The sequence below is a fragment of the Corynebacterium mendelii genome, assembly GCF_017307055.1.
Taxonomy (GTDB): Bacteria; Actinomycetota; Actinomycetes; order Mycobacteriales; family Mycobacteriaceae; genus Corynebacterium; species Corynebacterium mendelii.
Map to the genome: position 1 here is coordinate 115,072 of NZ_JAFLEQ010000016.1, position 18,620 is coordinate 133,691.

An 18,620-nucleotide genomic window follows, 5' to 3' on the forward strand; every position below is an offset into this window, starting at 1 on the left:
CATCCCCCGGCCGGTGGTGGCATCCACCGGGGGTGCAGGTGATGCGGGTTTTCCACCTGCCGGTGGTTTCCGTCTGCCGAAACCACGGGGCCGGGCTTGGGGCCCGGTGGGCACGGTTTCTAGGATGGTGGGGTGGCCAACCTCGTCAACCTGGAAAATGTCAGCAAAAGCTTCGGTTTGAAAACCCTGCTCGACCGGGTCAGCCTGGGCGTTCAGTCCGGTGACCGTATCGGTGTGGTGGGGCTGAACGGCGGCGGCAAAACAACGCTGCTGGAAGTACTCACCGGCATCGAACCACCCGATTCCGGCCGGGTGTCGCTCAACAGTGGGCTGCGCATGGCGGTGGTCACCCAGCGGGCGGAACTGAACCCGGATGACACGGTCGCCGATGCGGTGATCGGACCGCTGGATCTGGAAATCTACCAGTGGGCCTCGAATGCGAAAGTCCGTGAAGTTCTCGGCGGGCTGGGCATTGTTGATCTGGGGCTGGAAACAAAGGTCGGTGAACTCTCCGGCGGGGAACGGCGACGAGTCAACCTGGCCGCCGCCCTGGTCAAAGAACTCGACCTGGTGGTTCTTGATGAGCCGACCAACCACCTGGATGTGGAAGGTGTGCGGTGGCTGGCCGACCATCTGCTCAACCGCAATCTGGCGGTGGTTGTCGTCACCCACGACCGCTGGTTTCTTGACACAGTGGCCACCCACACCTGGGAAGTCCACGACGGCACAGTCGATGTGTACGAGGGCGGCTACAACGACTGGACATTCGCCCGCGCCGAACGTGCCCGCCAGGCCGATGCCGCCGAACAGCGGCGCCAAAACCTGGCCCGCAAAGAACTGGCCTGGCTGCGCCGCGGTGCCCCGGCCAGAACCAGTAAACCCCGCTACCGCATCGAAGCCGCGGAAGCACTCATCGGTGATGTGCCCCCGCCCCGGGACTCGGTCGAGCTGCTGGCTTTTTCGAAAAAACGTCAGGGCAAAGTGGTTGTTGAACTCGAAGACGCCACGATCTCCACACCCGACGGCCGGGTCCTGGTTGATGATTTGACCTGGCGGTTGGGTCCCGGGGAACGCATCGGCCTGGTCGGTGTCAATGGTTCGGGAAAAACCACGCTGCTGCGGGCGATCGCCGGGGAAAAAGACCTGGATACCGGTAAACGCATTGAAGGGCGCACCGTGCGTCTGGGGTGGCTGAAACAGGAACTCGACGATCTTGACCCCGACCAGCGGCTGCTGGACGCGGTCGAATCGGTGGCCACCTATGTGCAGCTGGGGAAGAAAGAAATCTCCGCCAGCCAGCTGGCTGAACGACTGGGTTTTTCCGCCAAACGGCAACGCACCCCGGTGGGGGATTTATCCGGTGGGGAGCGACGCCGGCTGCAGCTGACCCGGGTTCTGATGGCTGAACCGAACCTGCTGCTGCTTGATGAGCCGACAAACGATTTGGACATCGACACCCTGCAGGAACTGGAATCGCTGCTCGACTCCTGGCCCGGCACCCTGGTGGTGATCTCCCACGACAGGTATCTCATCGAACGTATCTGTGACGTCACCTATGCGCTGTTCGGCGACGGAAAACTGACCAACCTGCCGCGCGGTATCGAGGAATACCTGGAAAGACGGCAGGCGGCCGGCGCCAACGACAACAGAAACGTCGATCTTTCCTCTGTCGGGGCCGAGAAGAAAACCCACGGCGCCGACCACGGCATGAGCCAGGCGGAAAAACGCAAACTCAGCAAGGAAATGGCGTCGCTGGAAAGAAAAATCGCCAAACTGGACACCAGGGAGCGCACCATCCACCAACAGATGGTGGAAGCCAGCGAAAAAATGGACACCGGTGCACTGGCCGATTTGAACACCCAGCTCGCCGCGATCGCCGACGAGCGCGGGGAGCTGGAAATGGAGTGGATGGAGTTGGGCGAAAAAATGGAGGGCTAAAACCCCTTCTGCTTCTTCCCCCCGCCACCCCGGCACACCTGTTGCTGGGGTGGTCGGATACGGCCTGTCCGGCGGGCATGTGCACCGCATGCGCCGGATAAGAACCAGCAGCCGTTTGTCACCGCACTCCGGGAGTCCGGGATACTGGTGATCCTCGGGTCCGCGGCTAAACCGGAAAAGTCCACGGCACCACGGCCCGCTGAAATTTCGATCGCCGGTTCATCTTCCCCATGGGACTGCTGCCGACACTGTTCGGCGTGGCCGCCTTCTTTTCCTAACAGTGTTTTCTCCCCGCCGGCCCAGCGGTCAAGGGGCCACGGCTTTTAAAAAACCGGAACCGTTCACTGGGGAAGAAGAGGGAAACAAAAAGTGGTGCACGCCCGGGTCGACTGCGTGCACCACGTGGTGGGTGGCGGTGGGAGGCCCTGCCTCAGGGGACGATCCAGCGTTGGGCTGCCCGAACAACAAGGAAAATCAGCACCAGGCCCAGCGCTGTGTCAGCCCCCATGTAGAACCAGTGCCAGATGGAACCGGTCTCCCCGGTACCGGCAATAACCGCATTGGTGCGGGCATTGAGAAATGGCCGGATGAGAATGGCTTTGAACACCAGCAGCCCGATGGCCGTGTACAGGCCCGTGCGGAAAGGCTTCGGGGCGGCGGCATTGCGGGCGGCGACAAACAGCAGTGCGGCAACGACGAACTCGACGATATTGAGTGCGGTAAACACCAGTCGGCCAATCCCCAGCCCCAGGGGAATGGTGATGCCGGGGGCGAGGAATTTCAGGGGCGCTTCAATGCCGGAAATCGCCACCAGAAGTCCCAGCCAGAAAACCGGCAGGATCAGACACAGGGCGGCGGGCAGGCGGGTTTTCTTTCTCTTGGCCATAACGCTCATGCTAGCCGGTGGAGGGCGGCAACTCTCGGCTGGCATAGCCGACCGGCCCGGTGGTTGTCCCGCCTGACAGATGCGGGACAACCACCGGGCCGGTGGCAAAAAGTGTGTGGGGGAAGAAAAACCGAAAGTCGGCCGCTGCCGCCGGTTAGCCGACGAAACGCTCGACGAAGAACCACTGGCCGGTGGAGGTGTCACGGTAGACACCGATACCGACGTATTTCATGTCCGGATCAAGCAGGTTGGCGGCTGCGGAATGATCCCGCACCCAGGCCTCGTTGGCTGCCATGGGCGCATTGGCGTTGTTGGACCACCAGATGTTTTCCGCCCCGGCATGTTTGCCCCGGCCCTGGTACCAGTCGGCCTGTTCAATCTCACCGGTATCCAGCCAGTCCCGCAGAATCGAGGTGTCGTAGGCCAGGTCGGCTTCTTTGTTCAGCTTCGCCTGGCGCACCGCATTGACGCCCTTGGCGGCAATGGCGCGGCCCAGGCGCTGCGCCCCACTGTCGGCGGACTGCTGCAGGTAGGGGTCGACCTGAAGCTCCGGAAGATTCTGGGTTGAGCGGTAGGTGTTGAGGGTGCGCAGCATGATTTCGCGTGCCCGATCCACCGACGGGCCTTCCAATCCCGCCACCGGAACGGCGTTGTCGGCGATGCCCGCGGCATCCCGGGACAGGTAGTCGTAGGGATTGGTGTCGGTGTCTTTACTGGCGGTAAGTGTCTGCTGCGGGGGCACCGGCTGATTGTCGGCTGCGGCAGCCTGGTACTGCTCGGCGTGGTCGGCGATCACCGTGACAATGGCCGCGAAACCAACCACTGCGGCCACTGTGCCGATCAGACCCGGGTGGAGCGGATTGGCCTGCTCCGGGGGCTGGTGGTCAGTGGTGGTATGCAACGGGGCGGCCCCGGCGGAGCCGGTCGATGCCGCTGACATGCTCAACGCCACAGCGGTCATGCTCGCGAGAGTGACTCTGACACGCGAGGTGGGACGCCTGTGCTTGTGCATGCTGACGAGCCGGTGCTTGCTCATAATGGGTTGCCTGAAATCCTTCCACACATGTCCGCGCACGGCGGACTCGGCCATGGCCTGGCCGACACATCCCCGGCAGACGGGAGTGCCGACACCTCAAACAATAGCGCTTTCGCCCTTTAAATAACAGTTGCGCAGGGGTTTCCTGCTGAGCGTTGTCGAAGGTGACGGGTCTGCGACGAGGAGGAAACGCCGGAAGTCTTGGGGGCAATTACGTGAGGCATGAGGGGTTTGGCTGTGAATCCGCCGCACGGTTGGGGCGTGGTCCAGGGGGTGTCCGCGGCGGGAAGGCGCAGGTGGCTTTCAGGTGGGGCGGCTGCAATGACTGTTCGACGTGAATTGATTGTGGGTTGGTGGTGTAGTCCGGGCATGGGCCGGGCCGGTAACTTTGGTGGTCACCTGCCTGAACCGGGACGTGATCTGTGTGAGGGTGTTCACAGAAAACGGGGATTCACTACCCTATTTCGGGGTGCAACTTAAGTGTCACGCGTCACAGGGTGGGTTGTTGTCTGCCCGCGCCGGGTCGCTTCCGGCTATCTGCGTCAGGCACAGGTGGTTTGTCCCGCCCGGCGGTTGGGTAGTGTTTTTTGCATGGGAAAAAAGGACAATAAAGACTCCAAAGTCACCAAGCCGCCGAAGCTGAACAAGAAGGCTTACGAGAAAGAGCTCAAACGCCTGCAGGCCGAGCTGGTTGACATGCAGCAGTGGGTGGTCGAAACCGGCGCCCGGCTGGTCATTGTCATGGAAGGCCGGGACGCGGCCGGCAAGGGGTCGGCGATCAAGCGCATCACCCAGTACATGAACCCCCGCACCTGCCGCATCGAGGCTCTTCCCGCCCCGAACTCCCGGGAACAGGGGCAGTGGTATTTCCAGCGCTACATCGAGCGGCTTCCCACCGCCGGTGAGATCGTCATCTTCGACCGCTCCTGGTACAACCGGGCCGGGGTGGAGCGGGTGATGGGTTTTTGCACCTCGCAGGAGTACCGCCGTTTCCTCCACCAGGCCCCCATTTTCGAGCGCCTGCTGGTCGAGGACGGCATCATGCTGCGCAAGTACTGGTTCTCCGTCTCCGACGAGGAGCAGGTCAGAAGGTTCACCTCGCGGCGTGAGGATCCGCTGCGCCGGTGGAAACTTTCGCCGATGGATCTGCAGTCGATCACCCGGTGGGAGGACTACTCCCGGGCCAAAGACGAGATGTTCATCCACACCGACATTCCCTCCGCCCCCTGGTACACGGTGGAAAGCGAGGACAAAAAGCGCTCGCGCATCAATGTCATCAGCCATCTGCTGTCGACGGTGCCCTACGAGAAAATCGACAAGCCGGTCCCCGAAATCCCGGCCCGCCCCGATTCCGTGGGCGATTATGAACGTCCCCCGCGCAGCGATTTCCGCTATGTGCCCGATGCTGCCGCCGAACTCGAACGCGACAAGGTCAAGCACCGCAGCAAGACCAAGAAGGACAAAAAACACAAAAAAGACCACAAGGGTCACAAGGAGCACAAAGACAGCTAGTCCATACCCCGGCGGCCGTGGGGGCGGCCTGCCGGGGCCGCGACAAAAACATGTGACACTTTTTCCACACCGCCACCACCCGCACCCGGCAGAAGTCCTGTCTGCCGGGTGCGGCTGTGTGCAGGGCTTTTTCACAGCTTTCCGGAGCAGCTGACAGCTTTGCCCGGCCGAAGTGAACACGGGGAAAAGCGGGAAAAGACACCACGGGCGCAGTGAATGCGCCACGGGGGTGGGGGATGGTGTTTTACCGCTCCGGCACGGGGTCGTTTTGTGTGCCAGACTGGAAACCATGACACACCGCGGAACCGAGAATCTTGTCTACGCCTTCGCCCGCAATTCGACGGGTGTGCTGGCATTGAACCGTCCGAAGGCGCTGAATTCGCTCAACCACGAGATGGTGGAGATCATCACCGGGGCACTGGAACAGTGGCGTGACGACGACTCGGTGCACCGGGTGGTCATCTACTCGACCTCCGGGAAAGCGTTTTGCGCCGGCGGGGATGTGCGCATGTCGCGGGAGGCTGCTCTGGCGGGAAACCATGCCCCGGCGGATCAGTTTTTCACCGAAGAATACGAACTGAACGACCTTCTGGCGAACTTCCCGAAACCGGTGGTGGCTGTCATCGATGGGATTGTCATGGGTGGGGGACTGGGTATTTCCATGCACGGCTCCCACCGGGTGATCACCGAAAAAGCCCTGGCCGCCATGCCGGAGATGGCCATTGGTTTCTGCCCCGATGTCGGTGCCACCTGGATGTTTCCCCGCATGTCGTCCGAGCAGTCGGCACCGTCGAAAGCGCTGGCGCAATTTCTGTGCCTGACCGGCTACCGGATGAATGCCGCCGACATGCTCTACACCGGGCTTGCCACCGATTTCGTGGCCACCGGCGATGCCGAGGCTTTCACCGACATGCTCATTGCCGAATCCCTCGACGAGGCCCTGGAGTTCTATTCCGGGCCCCGGCCGACCGGAAGCCGGTTGAAGGCGATGCGTGACGACATTGAGGCCTGTTTCGATTTCGACCACTTCGCCGACATCGAGGCAGCCCTGGCCGACCATCCCAACAGGGAGTTCTGCCAGATGGTCGCTGACCTTTTTGCACCGGCCAACCCCACCTCCCTGGTGGCCACCGCCGAGTTGATTGCCGCCAACTGCACGGTGACAAGCATCCGCAAAGCCCTGGACAACGAATTCACCATGGGGGCCAGGCTGCGCCGTGACGCGAACTTTGTTGAGGGGGTGCGGGCCGTGCTGGTTGACAAAGACCGCTCGCCGCATTTCGATCCGGCCACCACCGGTGCCGTGGACGCTGCCGCCTACGCCGACCTGGTCGACTAAGCGGCGCGACGGCAGCGAAATCGTTGTCCCCTTCCCCCCCGCGCAGTGTTGCGCCCGAGGCCTTGACCCGCCTTCCGGCCCACATTCCGCGGGGGTTCGGTGTACGGGTGTAAAAAACACCCGGCCACACCCGCCACCGCCGGATGGATAAGCGGCAGGCGACATATGTGCCTGAGGGGCCGGGCTGCCCGCCGACGGCGGGTATGGGGGATATTTGCGCTGATCAACAAGTATCCGAAAGGGACTGCGCCACCACGGAACGGGCGGGATCACACCGCCGGGTATGTGACCGGTGGCACACCAATTTTACCCCTTGGGTTAGAACTTTCGTATCTGTTGGAGCCATTGTGCTACAGGGGATTGATCACTGGGTTAGATTGAACCCATGGGTAAAACACTGTCAGTCGAACGCACCGATGACGGCACCGTTAAGGCCGGCGTCATTGACACCCCTTCCGGCGGCTGGGGGGACAGCGGCATTCTGGTGGACTGCCGCTACTCCTCGCTGAACTACAAGGATGCCCTGGCGCTGTCCGGAAATCCCGGGGTGATGCGCCTGCCGCAGCTGGTTCCCGGCATTGATGTGGTCGGTCATGTCATCGATGATCCGACCGGAAGCTTTCAGCCCGGTCAACTGGTCACCGCCAATGGTGGCGGCCTGGGGGAGCGCCGCCACGGCGGCTACACCGACCGGGTGAGGGTTCCGCGGGAGGCAACTGTGGCTGTCCCCGAGCAGATCAGCGCCCACCGGGCCGCGGCCATCGGCACTGCCGGATACACCGCTTCGCTGTGTGTGAGATGGCTCCGCCACACCGGGGTGATTGCCCGCTGCCAGGACACCGGCCTGCCGGTGGCTGTCACCGGTGCCACCGGCGGCGTGGGGTCGGTGGCGGTTATGCTGCTGAAATCTTTGGGGGCAACGGTGACAGCCGTGACCTCCCGGCCGGAGGAGTTCAGCGACTACCTGCACCGGCTCGGTGCGGCGACGGTCATCGATGCGGCAGAGTTGTCGCAGCCGGGCAAACCCTTGCAGAAAGCACGTTTTTCCGGGGCCGTTGACTGTGTCGGCTCCCACACGCTGGCCAATCTTTTGGCCCAGACAACCGAAGAGGGCACCGTGGCCGCCTGTGGGCTGGCGCAGGGGGCGGATCTTCCCGCCACCGTGATGCCGTTTATTTTGCGCGGGGTTATTTTGCGCGGCATCAACTCGGTGACCCAGGATTTGCGCTCCCGCAACAAATCGTGGGCGTTGATGGCAGAACACCTGGACGGCGAGCTGCTCGATGAACTGACTGAAGACGTCGACCTCGACCACGTCGCTGACGCCGGCGCCGGTCTTCTCGCCGGACGCCGCCACGGCCGGACCGTTGTTGCCACCGGTTAACCAGCCGACTTTTCCCACCCGAGCTGTGACAGGAGACATGTTCGATTATGGCAGGCAAAAAACGCCCCGGAACCGAAACCTTCATTGTCCCGGATATTGACCCGCTGGGCGATAAAGCCCTGTTTCTGCAGATCAGGGATTCCATAGTGCACCAGGTGGCGGCGGGTAATCTCGCCCCCGGTTCCCGGCTGCCGTCGGTGCGGATGCTCGCCGATGATCTGCGGATCAATCCGGCGACGGTGAAAAAGGCCTACAACATGCTGGTCGACGACGGGGTGGCTGTCACCCGGGACCGCAGCGGCACCCGGATCGCGGTGACAGCCACCGCCAAAGACACCGCGGAAAAAGATTTGGCCCGGGCCGTCACCGAAGCCGTGGCGTTTGCCCGCGCCCGGGGGCTGACCACCGCAAAAATCACCTCCGTGGTGAAAAAACAGCTCGACGCCATCGCCGCCGGATAGCCGCGGAAACAAGAAAAAGACAAGAAAAACCAGGCGTCTTTGTCCCTTAACCTGCTCAGCGCTTGTCGTCCAGCTGCCGCATCCAGGTGTCAATGCCTGCCCTGGCGGTGGCCCCGGCCCCGGTGAGATAGTCGATGACCGGTTGATTGCCGTCGGCGACAGTGGCCCACAGTCCGGTCACTGTCGGCCACCAGTCGGCAACAGCAAGAACAAGACCCGCTGAGACCGCTGCACCAAAACCAGAGCCGCGGTGGGCCGGATCGACAATCAGACTGGTCAATTCCGCCGCCTGTGCTGTATCTGTGGCTTTGTGCGCCACTGCGGCGGCCACCGGGCTGCCGGTGGAATCGACAATGACGGCAGTGGCAATTCCGATACCGGACTGTGCGGCCCGCCGGTCCGATTCAGCCAACCGGGAAGGAGTGCACGGCCCCGGAGTGCTGGGAAGCCCACCGTGCGGGGCATCGGCGGCGAAATGGTCGAAGAGACGGCACAATCCCTCAGTCACAGCCGTGTCGGACTGGTCCAGGGCATTGGCGAAACTGACCAACCGGTAGCCCGCCGGGAGCGCGGGAAGACTGCGGGCCGCCCTGCGGGCCGACTCCAGCGGCACCAGCCACACCTTCTCCGACAAAGCCCGGGTGTATCCGCGCCGGGACAACCGTTCCCCGAGCCAGCGGTCACCCGGCGCCGGGGAAAGGGGAAGATACTCCGAACAGATGGCGGTGGTGCGCCCATTGACTTCCGCCAACCGTTCACCGGCAGCCACCAGGGCATCGGCGACAGCGGCAGTGGATCCGTCCACCGGACCCGGATCACCGGGAAGCGGCAGATGATCGACATCAAGTTCCGGTGACAGGGTGGCCACACCGGTGTCATCGATGGCGGGAAAACACACCAGCACCCAGCCGTGGGTCCTGCCCCGGGGCACAACAGTGGCATCCCCGTGATCGGCTGCATCGGCGATCGGCCACCCCGTTGACGGGCACCGGCTGATCTGCGGATCACCGGGCGCATCCGTATCCGGGGTATCGGTCACACAGGCCAGCACAGCTTCTGATTCAGGACCCGGCACAAGCTGGTGGATGGTGGCCCGGCCGGTGGTGGAAGCCTGCATGCTGCCGGTGATCTGCTGGGACGCCAGATTGGACATGAACACATAGTCGGCCAGCGCCTCAGACGGCTGGTCCGACGGTAACGGCCGGGCAAAAAGCCACGGGTAAAAACGACACGATTCCATCCGGGAGACCACCACACCAATCGATAGGGGTTGAACGAGATACCTTGAAAAACGACCGGACAGACAACCCGTTGCGGCCGCCGGGAACACCCGTCGGGCTGACAACCAGAGCGTCGTCCGTTAACTACCTGCCGTGCAAAGCCCCCACTATAGGGCACAGCCGGGTGGATGAGGGGATGTGCTTTCCGGACACCCCGGGGTACCGGACCCGTCTGCCACCCGAGGTGGCAGACCAGTGGAGATAACCCTCATTAAGGGGTGGCTACCTGTGGGGAAGGCTACATAAAACCCCCTTAATGAGGACGGTGAAAAAGATCGCATTAAAACCCTCAAAAAGCCGTCTGGGCAGCAAGAATGCCGGGATGTGATAGGGGGTTGGCCGTGAGGGGGGACGGGGGTGGAAACCATTCACATGTACAGGCGGCGTTGACCGGCTAGCGTTAGTGAAGGGCGTAAATACTTCCATGTCCCCACCGTTGACCACCCATGCCCGCCACAAGGAGATTTCACACAAGTGACGACACTGACCAACCCGTCCGGAAACTTCAACGACAAGCTGGATCTCGCGGAGAAAATGCTCCCGCTGCTCGGGCGGCTGCACCGTGAAAAAAATGTCGTGACATCGATTTTCGGTCACCTGCTCGACAATGTCACCGCCATCGACATCATCAAATCCCACCGGTTTGCCCGCCGGCTGCTCGACGAGCCGCTGCCGCTGTCGGAAACCTACCCCATCCTGGAGTGTCTGGTGGACATGGACATCTCCACCGTGTCCATCGACATCGCCCGACTGGCCCAGGACTTCCGGGACTATGACGGTGAACTCAAAGACTTCCTCAACGAACAGCTGGCCGATGTCATCGGCGCGGACGCCGACACCACCTCCACCGATGTGGTGCTCTACGGATTCGGCCGGATCGGCCGGCTGCTGGCCCGTATTCTCATCGCCCGGGAAGGCCGCGGACTGGGAACCAAACTGCGGGCTGTGGTGGTCCGCAAAAAAGGCGACGACGACATCATCAAACGGGCCTCCCTGCTGCGCCGTGACTCGGTCCACGGCCAGTTCAACGGCACCATCACCATCGACCACGACAATGACATCATCTGGGCCAACGGCACCCCGATCCAGATGATCTACTCCAATGATCCGGCCACAATCGACTACACCGAATACGGCATCGACAATGCCATCGTCGTCGACAACACCGGCCGTTGGCGTGATGAGGAAGGCCTGTCCCAGCACCTGAAGTCCAAGGGTGTGGCCCGGGTGGTGCTCACCGCCCCCGGCAAGGGCGATCTGCTCAATGTGGTCTACGGCATCAACCACAAAGACATCACCGACGACACCACAATCATCACCGCCGCCAGCTGCACCACCAACGCGATCACCCCGGTGCTCAAAGCCATGGATGACCGCTACGGGGTGAGTTACGGGCATGTGGAAACAGTCCACTCCTTCACCAACGACCAAAACCTCATCGACAATTTCCACTCCGGTGACCGGCGGGGCCGGGCCGCCACACTGAACATGGTGCTCACCGAAACAGGTGCCGCCAAAGCGGTGTCGAAGGCGTTGCCCGAATTCGAAGGGAAACTGACCGGCAACGCCATCCGTGTGCCCACCCCCGATGTGTCGATGGCGGTTTTGAACCTCACCCTCGACAAGCCCGCTGAAGCCGAGGAAATCAACACCTATCTGCGCAATGTGTCCCTGCGCAGTGTGCTGCGCCAACAGGTCGGCTACATCCGCTCACCTGAGGCCGTGTCAACGGACTTTGTCGGCTCCACCCACGCCGGTGTGGTTGACGGCATGGGCACGATCACCCAGGGCAACCATGCGGTGGTCTATGTCTGGTACGACAACGAGTTCGGCTACTCCAACCAGGTGATCCGCATTGTGGAAGAAGTGGCCGGCTCCCGGCCCCGCGTCCGCCCCCACCGCCTGGAACTCGGTGAAGTTTAAAAAGGGCAAAAAGGTCGTGACATCCAAATAACGGCCACTACGGAACAACCGAATACCAAAACAATCGACACCACCCGGTGCGCCAGAGGCAGACGATCACTGTCCGGCACGCCGGGTGTCTGTTATGGGGGGAGCTGAAAGCCCTGTGACCGGCATCGACCAGGAGGAACGCGAAAGCCCCTTTAATGTTCGACATCAATCTCTGAGGTATACGCATAATGGTATGTATGCCGACATTTCAGGATGCCCTTGCCGCTCTTCGTGACAATCAGCCGGAAGCCAAATACGGTCTTGCCTTTGAAAGACTGATGGTCAACTATTTTCAGGCCGATCCGGTTTTGGCTGCCACCTACGACGAAGTGTGCCGGTGGGGGGATTGGCGCTACAACGGCGGGAAAACCGATACCGGCATCGACATGGTGGCCCGCCGGATCGAAGACGGCCGCTGGGTTGCCATCCAGTGCAAGTTCTACAAAGAAACCGCCTTCCTGGACAAAGGGCACCTGGATTCCTTTTTCGAGGCTTCCGGAAGGAAAATAACCACCGAAAACGGCAAGGAAACCTTCGCCCAGCGGCTGATTATTTCCACCACCGACCGGTGGTCGACCAATGCTGAGGCGATGTTGGAAGACCAGTCGATTCCGGTCTCACGTATTGGCATGGCCAGTATTGCGGAATCCCCGGTCGACTGGGATGTGGTCTTCCCCGGCTCCGAGATGAAGATCAATCTCTCCCGCAGGGAAACCTTCCAGCCGCGGCCCCACCAGGCTGAAGCCATCGACAAGGTGCTGGAAGGATTTACAACCCACAACCGCGGCAAACTGATCATGGCCTGCGGTACAGGCAAAACCTTCACCTCCCTCCGCCTGGCGGAAAGGGTGGCTGAAGAAAGAGACGGAAAAGCCAACATCCTGTTTCTGGTGCCGTCGATCTCTTTGCTGTCGCAAACCCTGAAAGAATGGGTCGCCCAGTCGGAAGTCGAGCTGCGCCCGTTCGCCGTGTGCTCTGATGCGAAAGTCTCCCGGAAAGCAGAAGACATCGCCCCCTACGAGCTGCAGGTACCGGTGTCCACCACGGGTGCCGATATCGCCGAGCGTTACAGCCACGGCAAGCGTGCCAAGGGCCTGAATGTGGTGTTTTCCACCTACCAGTCACTTGATGCTGTCCACGACGCCCAGGGCAAAGGGCTAGACGAGTTTGATCTTGTGATCTGCGATGAAGCGCACCGCACCACCGGTATTACCGCCCAGGGTGATGAGCCTTCCACCTTCACCAGAATCCACGACAAAAACTACATCGCAGCCGCCAAACGGCTGTACATGACAGCCACGCCGCGGTTATTCGATGACAACCTCAAAGACAAGGCGGAAGAAGTCTCCGCCGAGGTCGCGTCGATGGATGATGAAGCCATCTACGGGCCGGAGTTCTACCGCATCGGCTTCGGGCAGGCTGTGGAGAAAGGACTGCTCACCGACTACAAGGTCGTTGTCATGACAGTCGATGAGGACGTCGCAGCCGAAGCGATGGCCCGGCAGGATGTCTTCCAGGGCTCCAATGCACTGAACCTGACCACGGCTGCGGCGATGATCGGTACCTGGAATGCACTGGCCAAACGCTCCGGGAAGCTGGCGGAATCGGCGGAAGGTTTTTCCACGGATGACTACTCGATGCGGCGTGCGGTGGCTTTCGCCAAAGACATCAAAACTTCCAAAGAGATTGCCCGTGCTTTCCCGACACTGATCGGCAACTACCGGGAATCACTCGTTGACGCCTCGGCCCTCAATGATGTCAGCCTGCACCACATCGATCTTGACATCGAAGCCGAACATGTCGACGGTTCCATGAATGCAATGGAACGCGAATCAAAGCTGTCGTGGTTGAAGGCCTCCGTGTCCGACAACGAAACAAGGATCCTCACCAACGCCCGTTGTTTGAGTGAAGGTGTGGATGTGCCGGCGCTGGACGCCGTTGTGTTCTTCAATGCCCGCAACTCGATGGTCGATGTGGTTCAGTCTGTGGGCCGGGTCATGAGGAAAGCCGCGGATAAAAACCTCGGCTACATCATTTTGCCGGTGGCTGTTTCTCCGGATGTTTCCCCGGAAGTGGCCCTCAACGACAACCGCCGGTTCAAAGTCGTGTGGCAAATCCTCAACGCTCTGCGCGCCCACGACGACCGGTTCAACGCCAAGGTCAACTCGATCCAGCTGGATAAAGACCAGGCCCCTGAATTGCCCCTGGAAATCGATAGGGTCGTAAAACCCAATGTGATCGAAGGTGACACACCGGGCGATGGGGAAGGGGACGCGGAAGCTTTCGGCGACTCGAAATCGGTGACCCAACTGGCGCTGTTCTCTCTTGAACAGTGGCAGGAAGCCATGAACGTCAAGCTGGTGAAAAAGGTCGGTTCCCGCGAATACTGGGACAACTGGGCCGAAGATGTGGCCGGCATTGCACAGGCACAGATCACCCGCATCAATGCTCTTCTGGACAATGCCAGCCCGAAAACGAAAAAAGAGTTTGACCGTTTCGTTGAGGGATTGCGCGGCAACCTCAACGATTCAATCACTGAGGAAGATGCAGTCAGCCTGCTCTCCCAGCATCTGATCACAGCCCCTGTGTTTGATGCGCTGTTCAAAGAGCACAGCTTCGCCGAGCATAACCCGGTGTCGAAAGTCATGCAGCGCATGGTTGACGTCCTGGCCGACAGCAAACTGGAATCTGAAACCGCCAGCCTGGACAAGTTCTACGAATCGGTGCGGGTCCGTGCCTCTGAGGTCACCAGTGCTTCCGGCAAACAGCAGGTCGTCAAGGAACTCTACGAACAGTTTTTCCGGAAGGCCTTCAAAAAACAGTCTGAGGCTCTCGGTATCGTCTACACCCCGGTCGAGATCGTCGACTTTATTCTGCGTGCCGCCGATGACCTGTCGAAGGAACACTTCGGCAAGGGCCTGACAGATGACGATGTGCACGTCTTGGATCCGTTCACCGGAACCGGAACTTTCATTGTCCGCCTGCTGCAGAGTGGTCTTATTGAACCGGAAGATTTGGCGCGCAAGTACGCCAACGAAATCCATGCCACAGAGATCATGCTGCTGGCCTACTATGTCGCAGCCGTCAACATCGAGTCCACCTTCAATGCCCTGCAGCTTGAGCGCGCTCTTCGTGAAGGTAAACCCGAACCCGATTACGTGCCCTTTGACGGCATTGCCTTGGGCGATACCTTCCAGACCTATGAAGACGGCGACGCCCTTGATTTCGAGGTATTCAAGGAAAACAACAAGGCTCTGGAGCGCCAGAAGTCTGCGCCCATCCACATCATTGTCGGAAACCCGCCCTACTCTGCAGGACAAAAGACCGGCAACGACAACAACCAGAATCTGAAATACCCGTCGCTTGACCGGCGCATTACAGAGACCTATGCAGCTCGGTCCTCTGCAACAAACAAAAATAGGCTTTACGATTCTTATCTTCGCGCTTACCGTTGGGCCACCGACCGCATTGGTGACCAAGGGATCGTGGCGTTTGTCTCCAACGGTGGATGGATTGATAGTAACTCTGCTGACGGTGTGCGCATTTCGTTAGAAAAAGATTTTTCCGAAATCTATGTCTTTAATTTAATGGGAAATATGCGCAATCCGGATTGGAAACGTGAAGGGGGGCAAATCTTCGGTTCTGGTTCACAGACGACTATCACTTTATTTTTGGGAGTGAAGGAATCTGGGGTTTCGGGGTGTCGAATTCACTACCGAAGTGTTGGGGATTTTCTTTCTCGAGAAGAGAAACTAGAGATAGTTAAAAACTCTGAGTTATTGAGTCTTGAGTGGCGGGATATTGTCCCCAACAAAGAGGGTGATTGGCTTGATTGCCGATCGGAAGAGTTTGATAAGTGGCCAGTTTTGGCCGATAGGACGGGTGTAAAAAGGCAATATTTCAGAATTCAGTCAGGTGGTCTAAAAACTAATCGCGATGCGTGGTGCTACAACTTAAAAATTGATAATCTGAGGCGGTCAATCGAACTCCTAATTAGCACCTTTGATCAGGCTAAAAGAGAATTTAACTCGGTGCGCACGTATGATTGTGCCAAAAAAGTTTCAGTTGTGGAGGCGGAGCAGTTTATAAGCTCTCGACCGGACTTGAGAGATTCGACTCTCATTGCGTGGACGTTGGAGCTGCAGAATAAGCTTGCTGTGTTACAGGATATTTCCTATGATTCCTCTTCGGAGTTCTATAGCCTCTATCGGCCGTTCTTTAAAAGTCATTGTTACTTCAATAAGGATCTGAATACTGGTACATATCGTCTTCCCGCTCTCTTTCCGACAAAGCACCATGACAATGTTGGGATTTACGTCTTAGGTCTTGGTGCTAAGAAGCCCTTCTCGGTGTTCGGAACTTCCCTTATCCCAGATTTGAATCTCTATGGATCTGAAGGGGGAAAGTTTTTCGCCCGTTGGTCTTGGGAACCAATTTCGCCTACCGAGGGAGAGCTTGATCTATTCTCTGGTGCTGAGAATTCGGATGCGTCAGTGGGAGAAGCTGGAGAGATCATTGACGGATACCGTCGAGTCGACAACATCACCGATGAGATTCGTGCTGAATACAAGAAGAAGCTCGGTCCGGATGTCACCAGTGATGACATCTTCTACTTCGTTTACGCGCAGCTACATGATCCTGGATACAGGGAAAAATACCGGGCTGACTTGAAGAAGATACTGCCCCACATTGAGGTTCCGACAGATCGCGAACGCTTTGATTTTATGGTTGATTGCGGACGGCGTCTCATGGATTTGCATGTCAACTATGAATCGGTCGAACCCTATCCAGTTACGGTTTCGGTGAAAAAGTCTGCTGACGAGAATGACCGCGAGACGTGGCGTGTTTCCAAGATGAAATGGGCCAAGAAGAAGGACCCAGAGACCGGTAAGAACGTCAACGATGTGACAAAGCTGATCTACAATAAGGCTGTCACCATCACAGATATTCCGGCCGAAGCCGAAGAATACATGCTGGGTTCAAGGTCAGCGCTCGGTTGGCTGATTGATCGGTACCAGGTCAAAAAGGATAAGAAATCCGGAATCATCAACGATCCGAATGACTGGTGCGACGAAGTTGGCAATCCCCGCTACATTGTCGATCTCATTGCGCGGGTAGCCCGGGTTGCCGTTGAGACCAACATGATCGTCAACTCGATGGTGGAGGAGTAACCGTCCTGTGTCCTCACCGAACGAAATCTCCCCCGAGATCACCGGAACCATTCCGCTGCCGCCGAAGGCAGAGATCAATGAAGCGCTGGGCGCAAACCATGATCTTTTCACCGGTATTGATGAGTTGATCGACAACTCCATCGACGCGCATGCCACAAAGATTGCGGTGGTGTTCTATCTGTCGGATATGCGGATGGTGCAGATTGCCATCCATGACGACGGCGACGGAATGTCGAAGGAAACTCTGGAAAAGGTGCTCCGACTGGGATCGCACGAGGCCCGCTCGTCAACAAATATCGGACGGTACGGCATGGGCATGAAGGAAGGCTCCTACGCCAATGCCGGACTGACCACGATCGTGTCACGGGTGCGTGGCCACTACGGCCACGGCTATCGGCTGAATAAACAGACCCTGGAAGCTGAAATCCTGAGTGAGAAATCGGTCAACCGGGTCTGGAATCTCCGGGACAGTGTGATCGGCCCCAACCGGGGAACCACCATCGTTTGGAACCAGCTGGTGCGAACCTATCAGGGCAACAAAATCGATGAAGCCAGGGCATTTGTCTCCAGCACTCTCGAGCGGCTGCGCAAGCATATTGGTATCCGCTACCACCGTTTTCTTGAAAGCGACAGACTGGATGTCAGCTTCCACAACGTGGTTGATGAATTCGTCCCGGGACTAGCCGCGGGGCCGAAAGCGATCAGTCCCTTTGCATACCGCAGAAGCGGTGATCCCGACTATCCACGAACTCTGACACTTGACGGGAAAAAGGATGGCCCAGCGGTCACAGCCCACATCTGGCCCAACCGGTCACGGACAGACAACTTCAACTTGGAGGCAAAAGACGAATTGGGGCACCAGGGGTTCTACATCTATGACGCCAACAGATTGATTACCCACGGAGGATGGCACGGCTACCGGCAGGCGGCAAAAGACACCAAGCTGCTGCGACTGGAAATCTCATCACCGGAACTGCTGGACAGCACGTACATGACCATCAGTCCACAAAAAGGATCGGTACGTCTTACCCCTGAATTCCACGATCTTGTGGACCGGTTGAAAGATCCCTCCGATCCATCGGTTACTTTCGCAACGGTTGTTGCCGACGCCAGAGAAGCATTGAGGGCATCGAACAGCCGATCCGCTGACGCTGATCCGATTCCTGATGTCACCAAGGACTTTCCGACAGCGCCGAAGGAAGTCATCTGGGAAACGGAGAAATTCATTCCCGGAGGTCAGGTGAAAATCGAGTGGGGGACTGTCGAAGATGGTGGCTTCGTTGCCGTGGATCCGGAAGCCCACACCATCACTGTCAATGACAGTTGGCGGGAAGCCCTTGCACATACGACAGCCACCGGCAGCGCCGCGAGCAATCCAGGCGACGAAGCGCCATTGCTGAAAACCCTGCTCTACCTGGCCTTCGGTCAGATAGCAGTAAGCACCCGTATGTCAGCGAAAGCGAAAGCAAATCTTGAGCTTCAAATGTCCATTCTGAATGCAGCAGCTGACGTTGATCCTTTACTCAATGACGCCTCATAAATAGTTCTGAACAGGGGTGAAAGGCGTCGATGACGCTGTGACTGATGAATACAGTAGACAGCGGCACCTCTGTCCGTTTTCTCTCTTTCCCCGTACTGGCACTGGCTCGGCCCAGTGTTC

At 59.1% G+C, this 18,620-nt stretch carries 11 protein-coding genes; 8 read left to right on the forward strand and 3 right to left on the reverse strand.

Annotation, left to right across the window (positions count from 1 at the left end; all coding sequences use genetic code 11):
• Window positions 1–132 precede the first annotated feature (132 nt).
• Window positions 133–1,938 (forward strand): ABC-F family ATP-binding cassette domain-containing protein, encoded by a 1,806-nt coding sequence (locus JZY06_RS08980; protein WP_207279216.1) that lies wholly within the window; start codon window positions 133–135, stop codon window positions 1,936–1,938.
• Window positions 1,939–2,368: 430 nt separating this feature from the next.
• On the opposite strand, the gene JZY06_RS08985 is transcribed toward JZY06_RS08980, so the two are convergent.
• Window positions 2,369–2,824, reverse strand: a complete 456-nt coding sequence (locus tag JZY06_RS08985) for a hypothetical protein (RefSeq protein ID WP_207279217.1) — start codon at window positions 2,822–2,824, stop codon at window positions 2,369–2,371.
• Between the two features lie 154 nt (window positions 2,825–2,978).
• A complete protein-coding gene (locus tag JZY06_RS08990) occupies window positions 2,979–3,914 on the reverse strand; it encodes a CAP domain-containing protein (protein ID WP_207279218.1) in 936 nt (311 codons plus the stop codon).
• A gap of 537 nt (window positions 3,915–4,451) precedes the next feature.
• On the opposite strand from JZY06_RS08990, the gene ppk2 reads away from it, so the two are divergent.
• The 4 genes from ppk2 to JZY06_RS09010 all read left to right on the forward strand — a co-directional run bounded on the left by ppk2 (window position 4,452) and on the right by JZY06_RS09010 (window position 8,556).
• Window positions 4,452–5,372, forward strand: coding sequence for a polyphosphate kinase 2 (gene ppk2 / locus JZY06_RS08995; protein ID WP_207279219.1), 921 nt, complete (start codon window positions 4,452–4,454; stop codon window positions 5,370–5,372).
• A gap of 289 nt (window positions 5,373–5,661) precedes the next feature.
• On the forward strand, window positions 5,662–6,711 hold the full coding sequence (locus tag JZY06_RS09000) for an enoyl-CoA hydratase/isomerase family protein (RefSeq protein WP_207279220.1): 1,050 nt from the start codon (window positions 5,662–5,664) through the stop codon (window positions 6,709–6,711).
• A gap of 385 nt (window positions 6,712–7,096) precedes the next feature.
• Window positions 7,097–8,095 carry an acrylyl-CoA reductase family protein gene (locus tag JZY06_RS09005; RefSeq protein WP_207279221.1) on the forward strand — a complete coding sequence of 333 codons (999 nt, stop codon included), beginning with the start codon at window positions 7,097–7,099 and terminating at the stop codon, window positions 8,093–8,095.
• A 47-nt stretch (window positions 8,096–8,142) separates the two neighbouring features.
• On the forward strand, window positions 8,143–8,556 hold the full coding sequence (locus JZY06_RS09010) for a GntR family transcriptional regulator (RefSeq protein WP_207279222.1): 414 nt from the start codon (window positions 8,143–8,145) through the stop codon (window positions 8,554–8,556).
• Window positions 8,557–8,611: 55 nt separating this feature from the next.
• Here JZY06_RS09010 and JZY06_RS09015 read toward each other — a convergent pair whose 3' ends face one another.
• Window positions 8,612–9,796 (reverse strand): GNAT family N-acetyltransferase, encoded by a 1,185-nt coding sequence (locus JZY06_RS09015; protein WP_207279223.1) that lies wholly within the window; start codon window positions 9,794–9,796, stop codon window positions 8,612–8,614.
• A 523-nt stretch (window positions 9,797–10,319) separates the two neighbouring features.
• Here JZY06_RS09015 and JZY06_RS09020 point away from each other — a divergent pair.
• The 3 genes from JZY06_RS09020 (at window position 10,320) to JZY06_RS09030 (ending at window position 18,500) form a co-directional block, all read left to right on the forward strand.
• A complete protein-coding gene (locus JZY06_RS09020) occupies window positions 10,320–11,759 on the forward strand; it encodes a glyceraldehyde-3-phosphate dehydrogenase (RefSeq protein ID WP_207279461.1) in 1,440 nt (479 codons plus the stop codon).
• Between the two features lie 227 nt (window positions 11,760–11,986).
• Window positions 11,987–16,960 (forward strand): DEAD/DEAH box helicase, encoded by a 4,974-nt coding sequence (locus JZY06_RS09025; protein WP_207279224.1) that lies wholly within the window; start codon window positions 11,987–11,989, stop codon window positions 16,958–16,960.
• 7 nt (window positions 16,961–16,967) lie between these two features.
• A complete protein-coding gene (locus JZY06_RS09030; protein WP_207279225.1) occupies window positions 16,968–18,500 on the forward strand; it encodes an ATP-binding protein in 1,533 nt (510 codons plus the stop codon).
• Window positions 18,501–18,620: the final 120 nt, after the last annotated feature.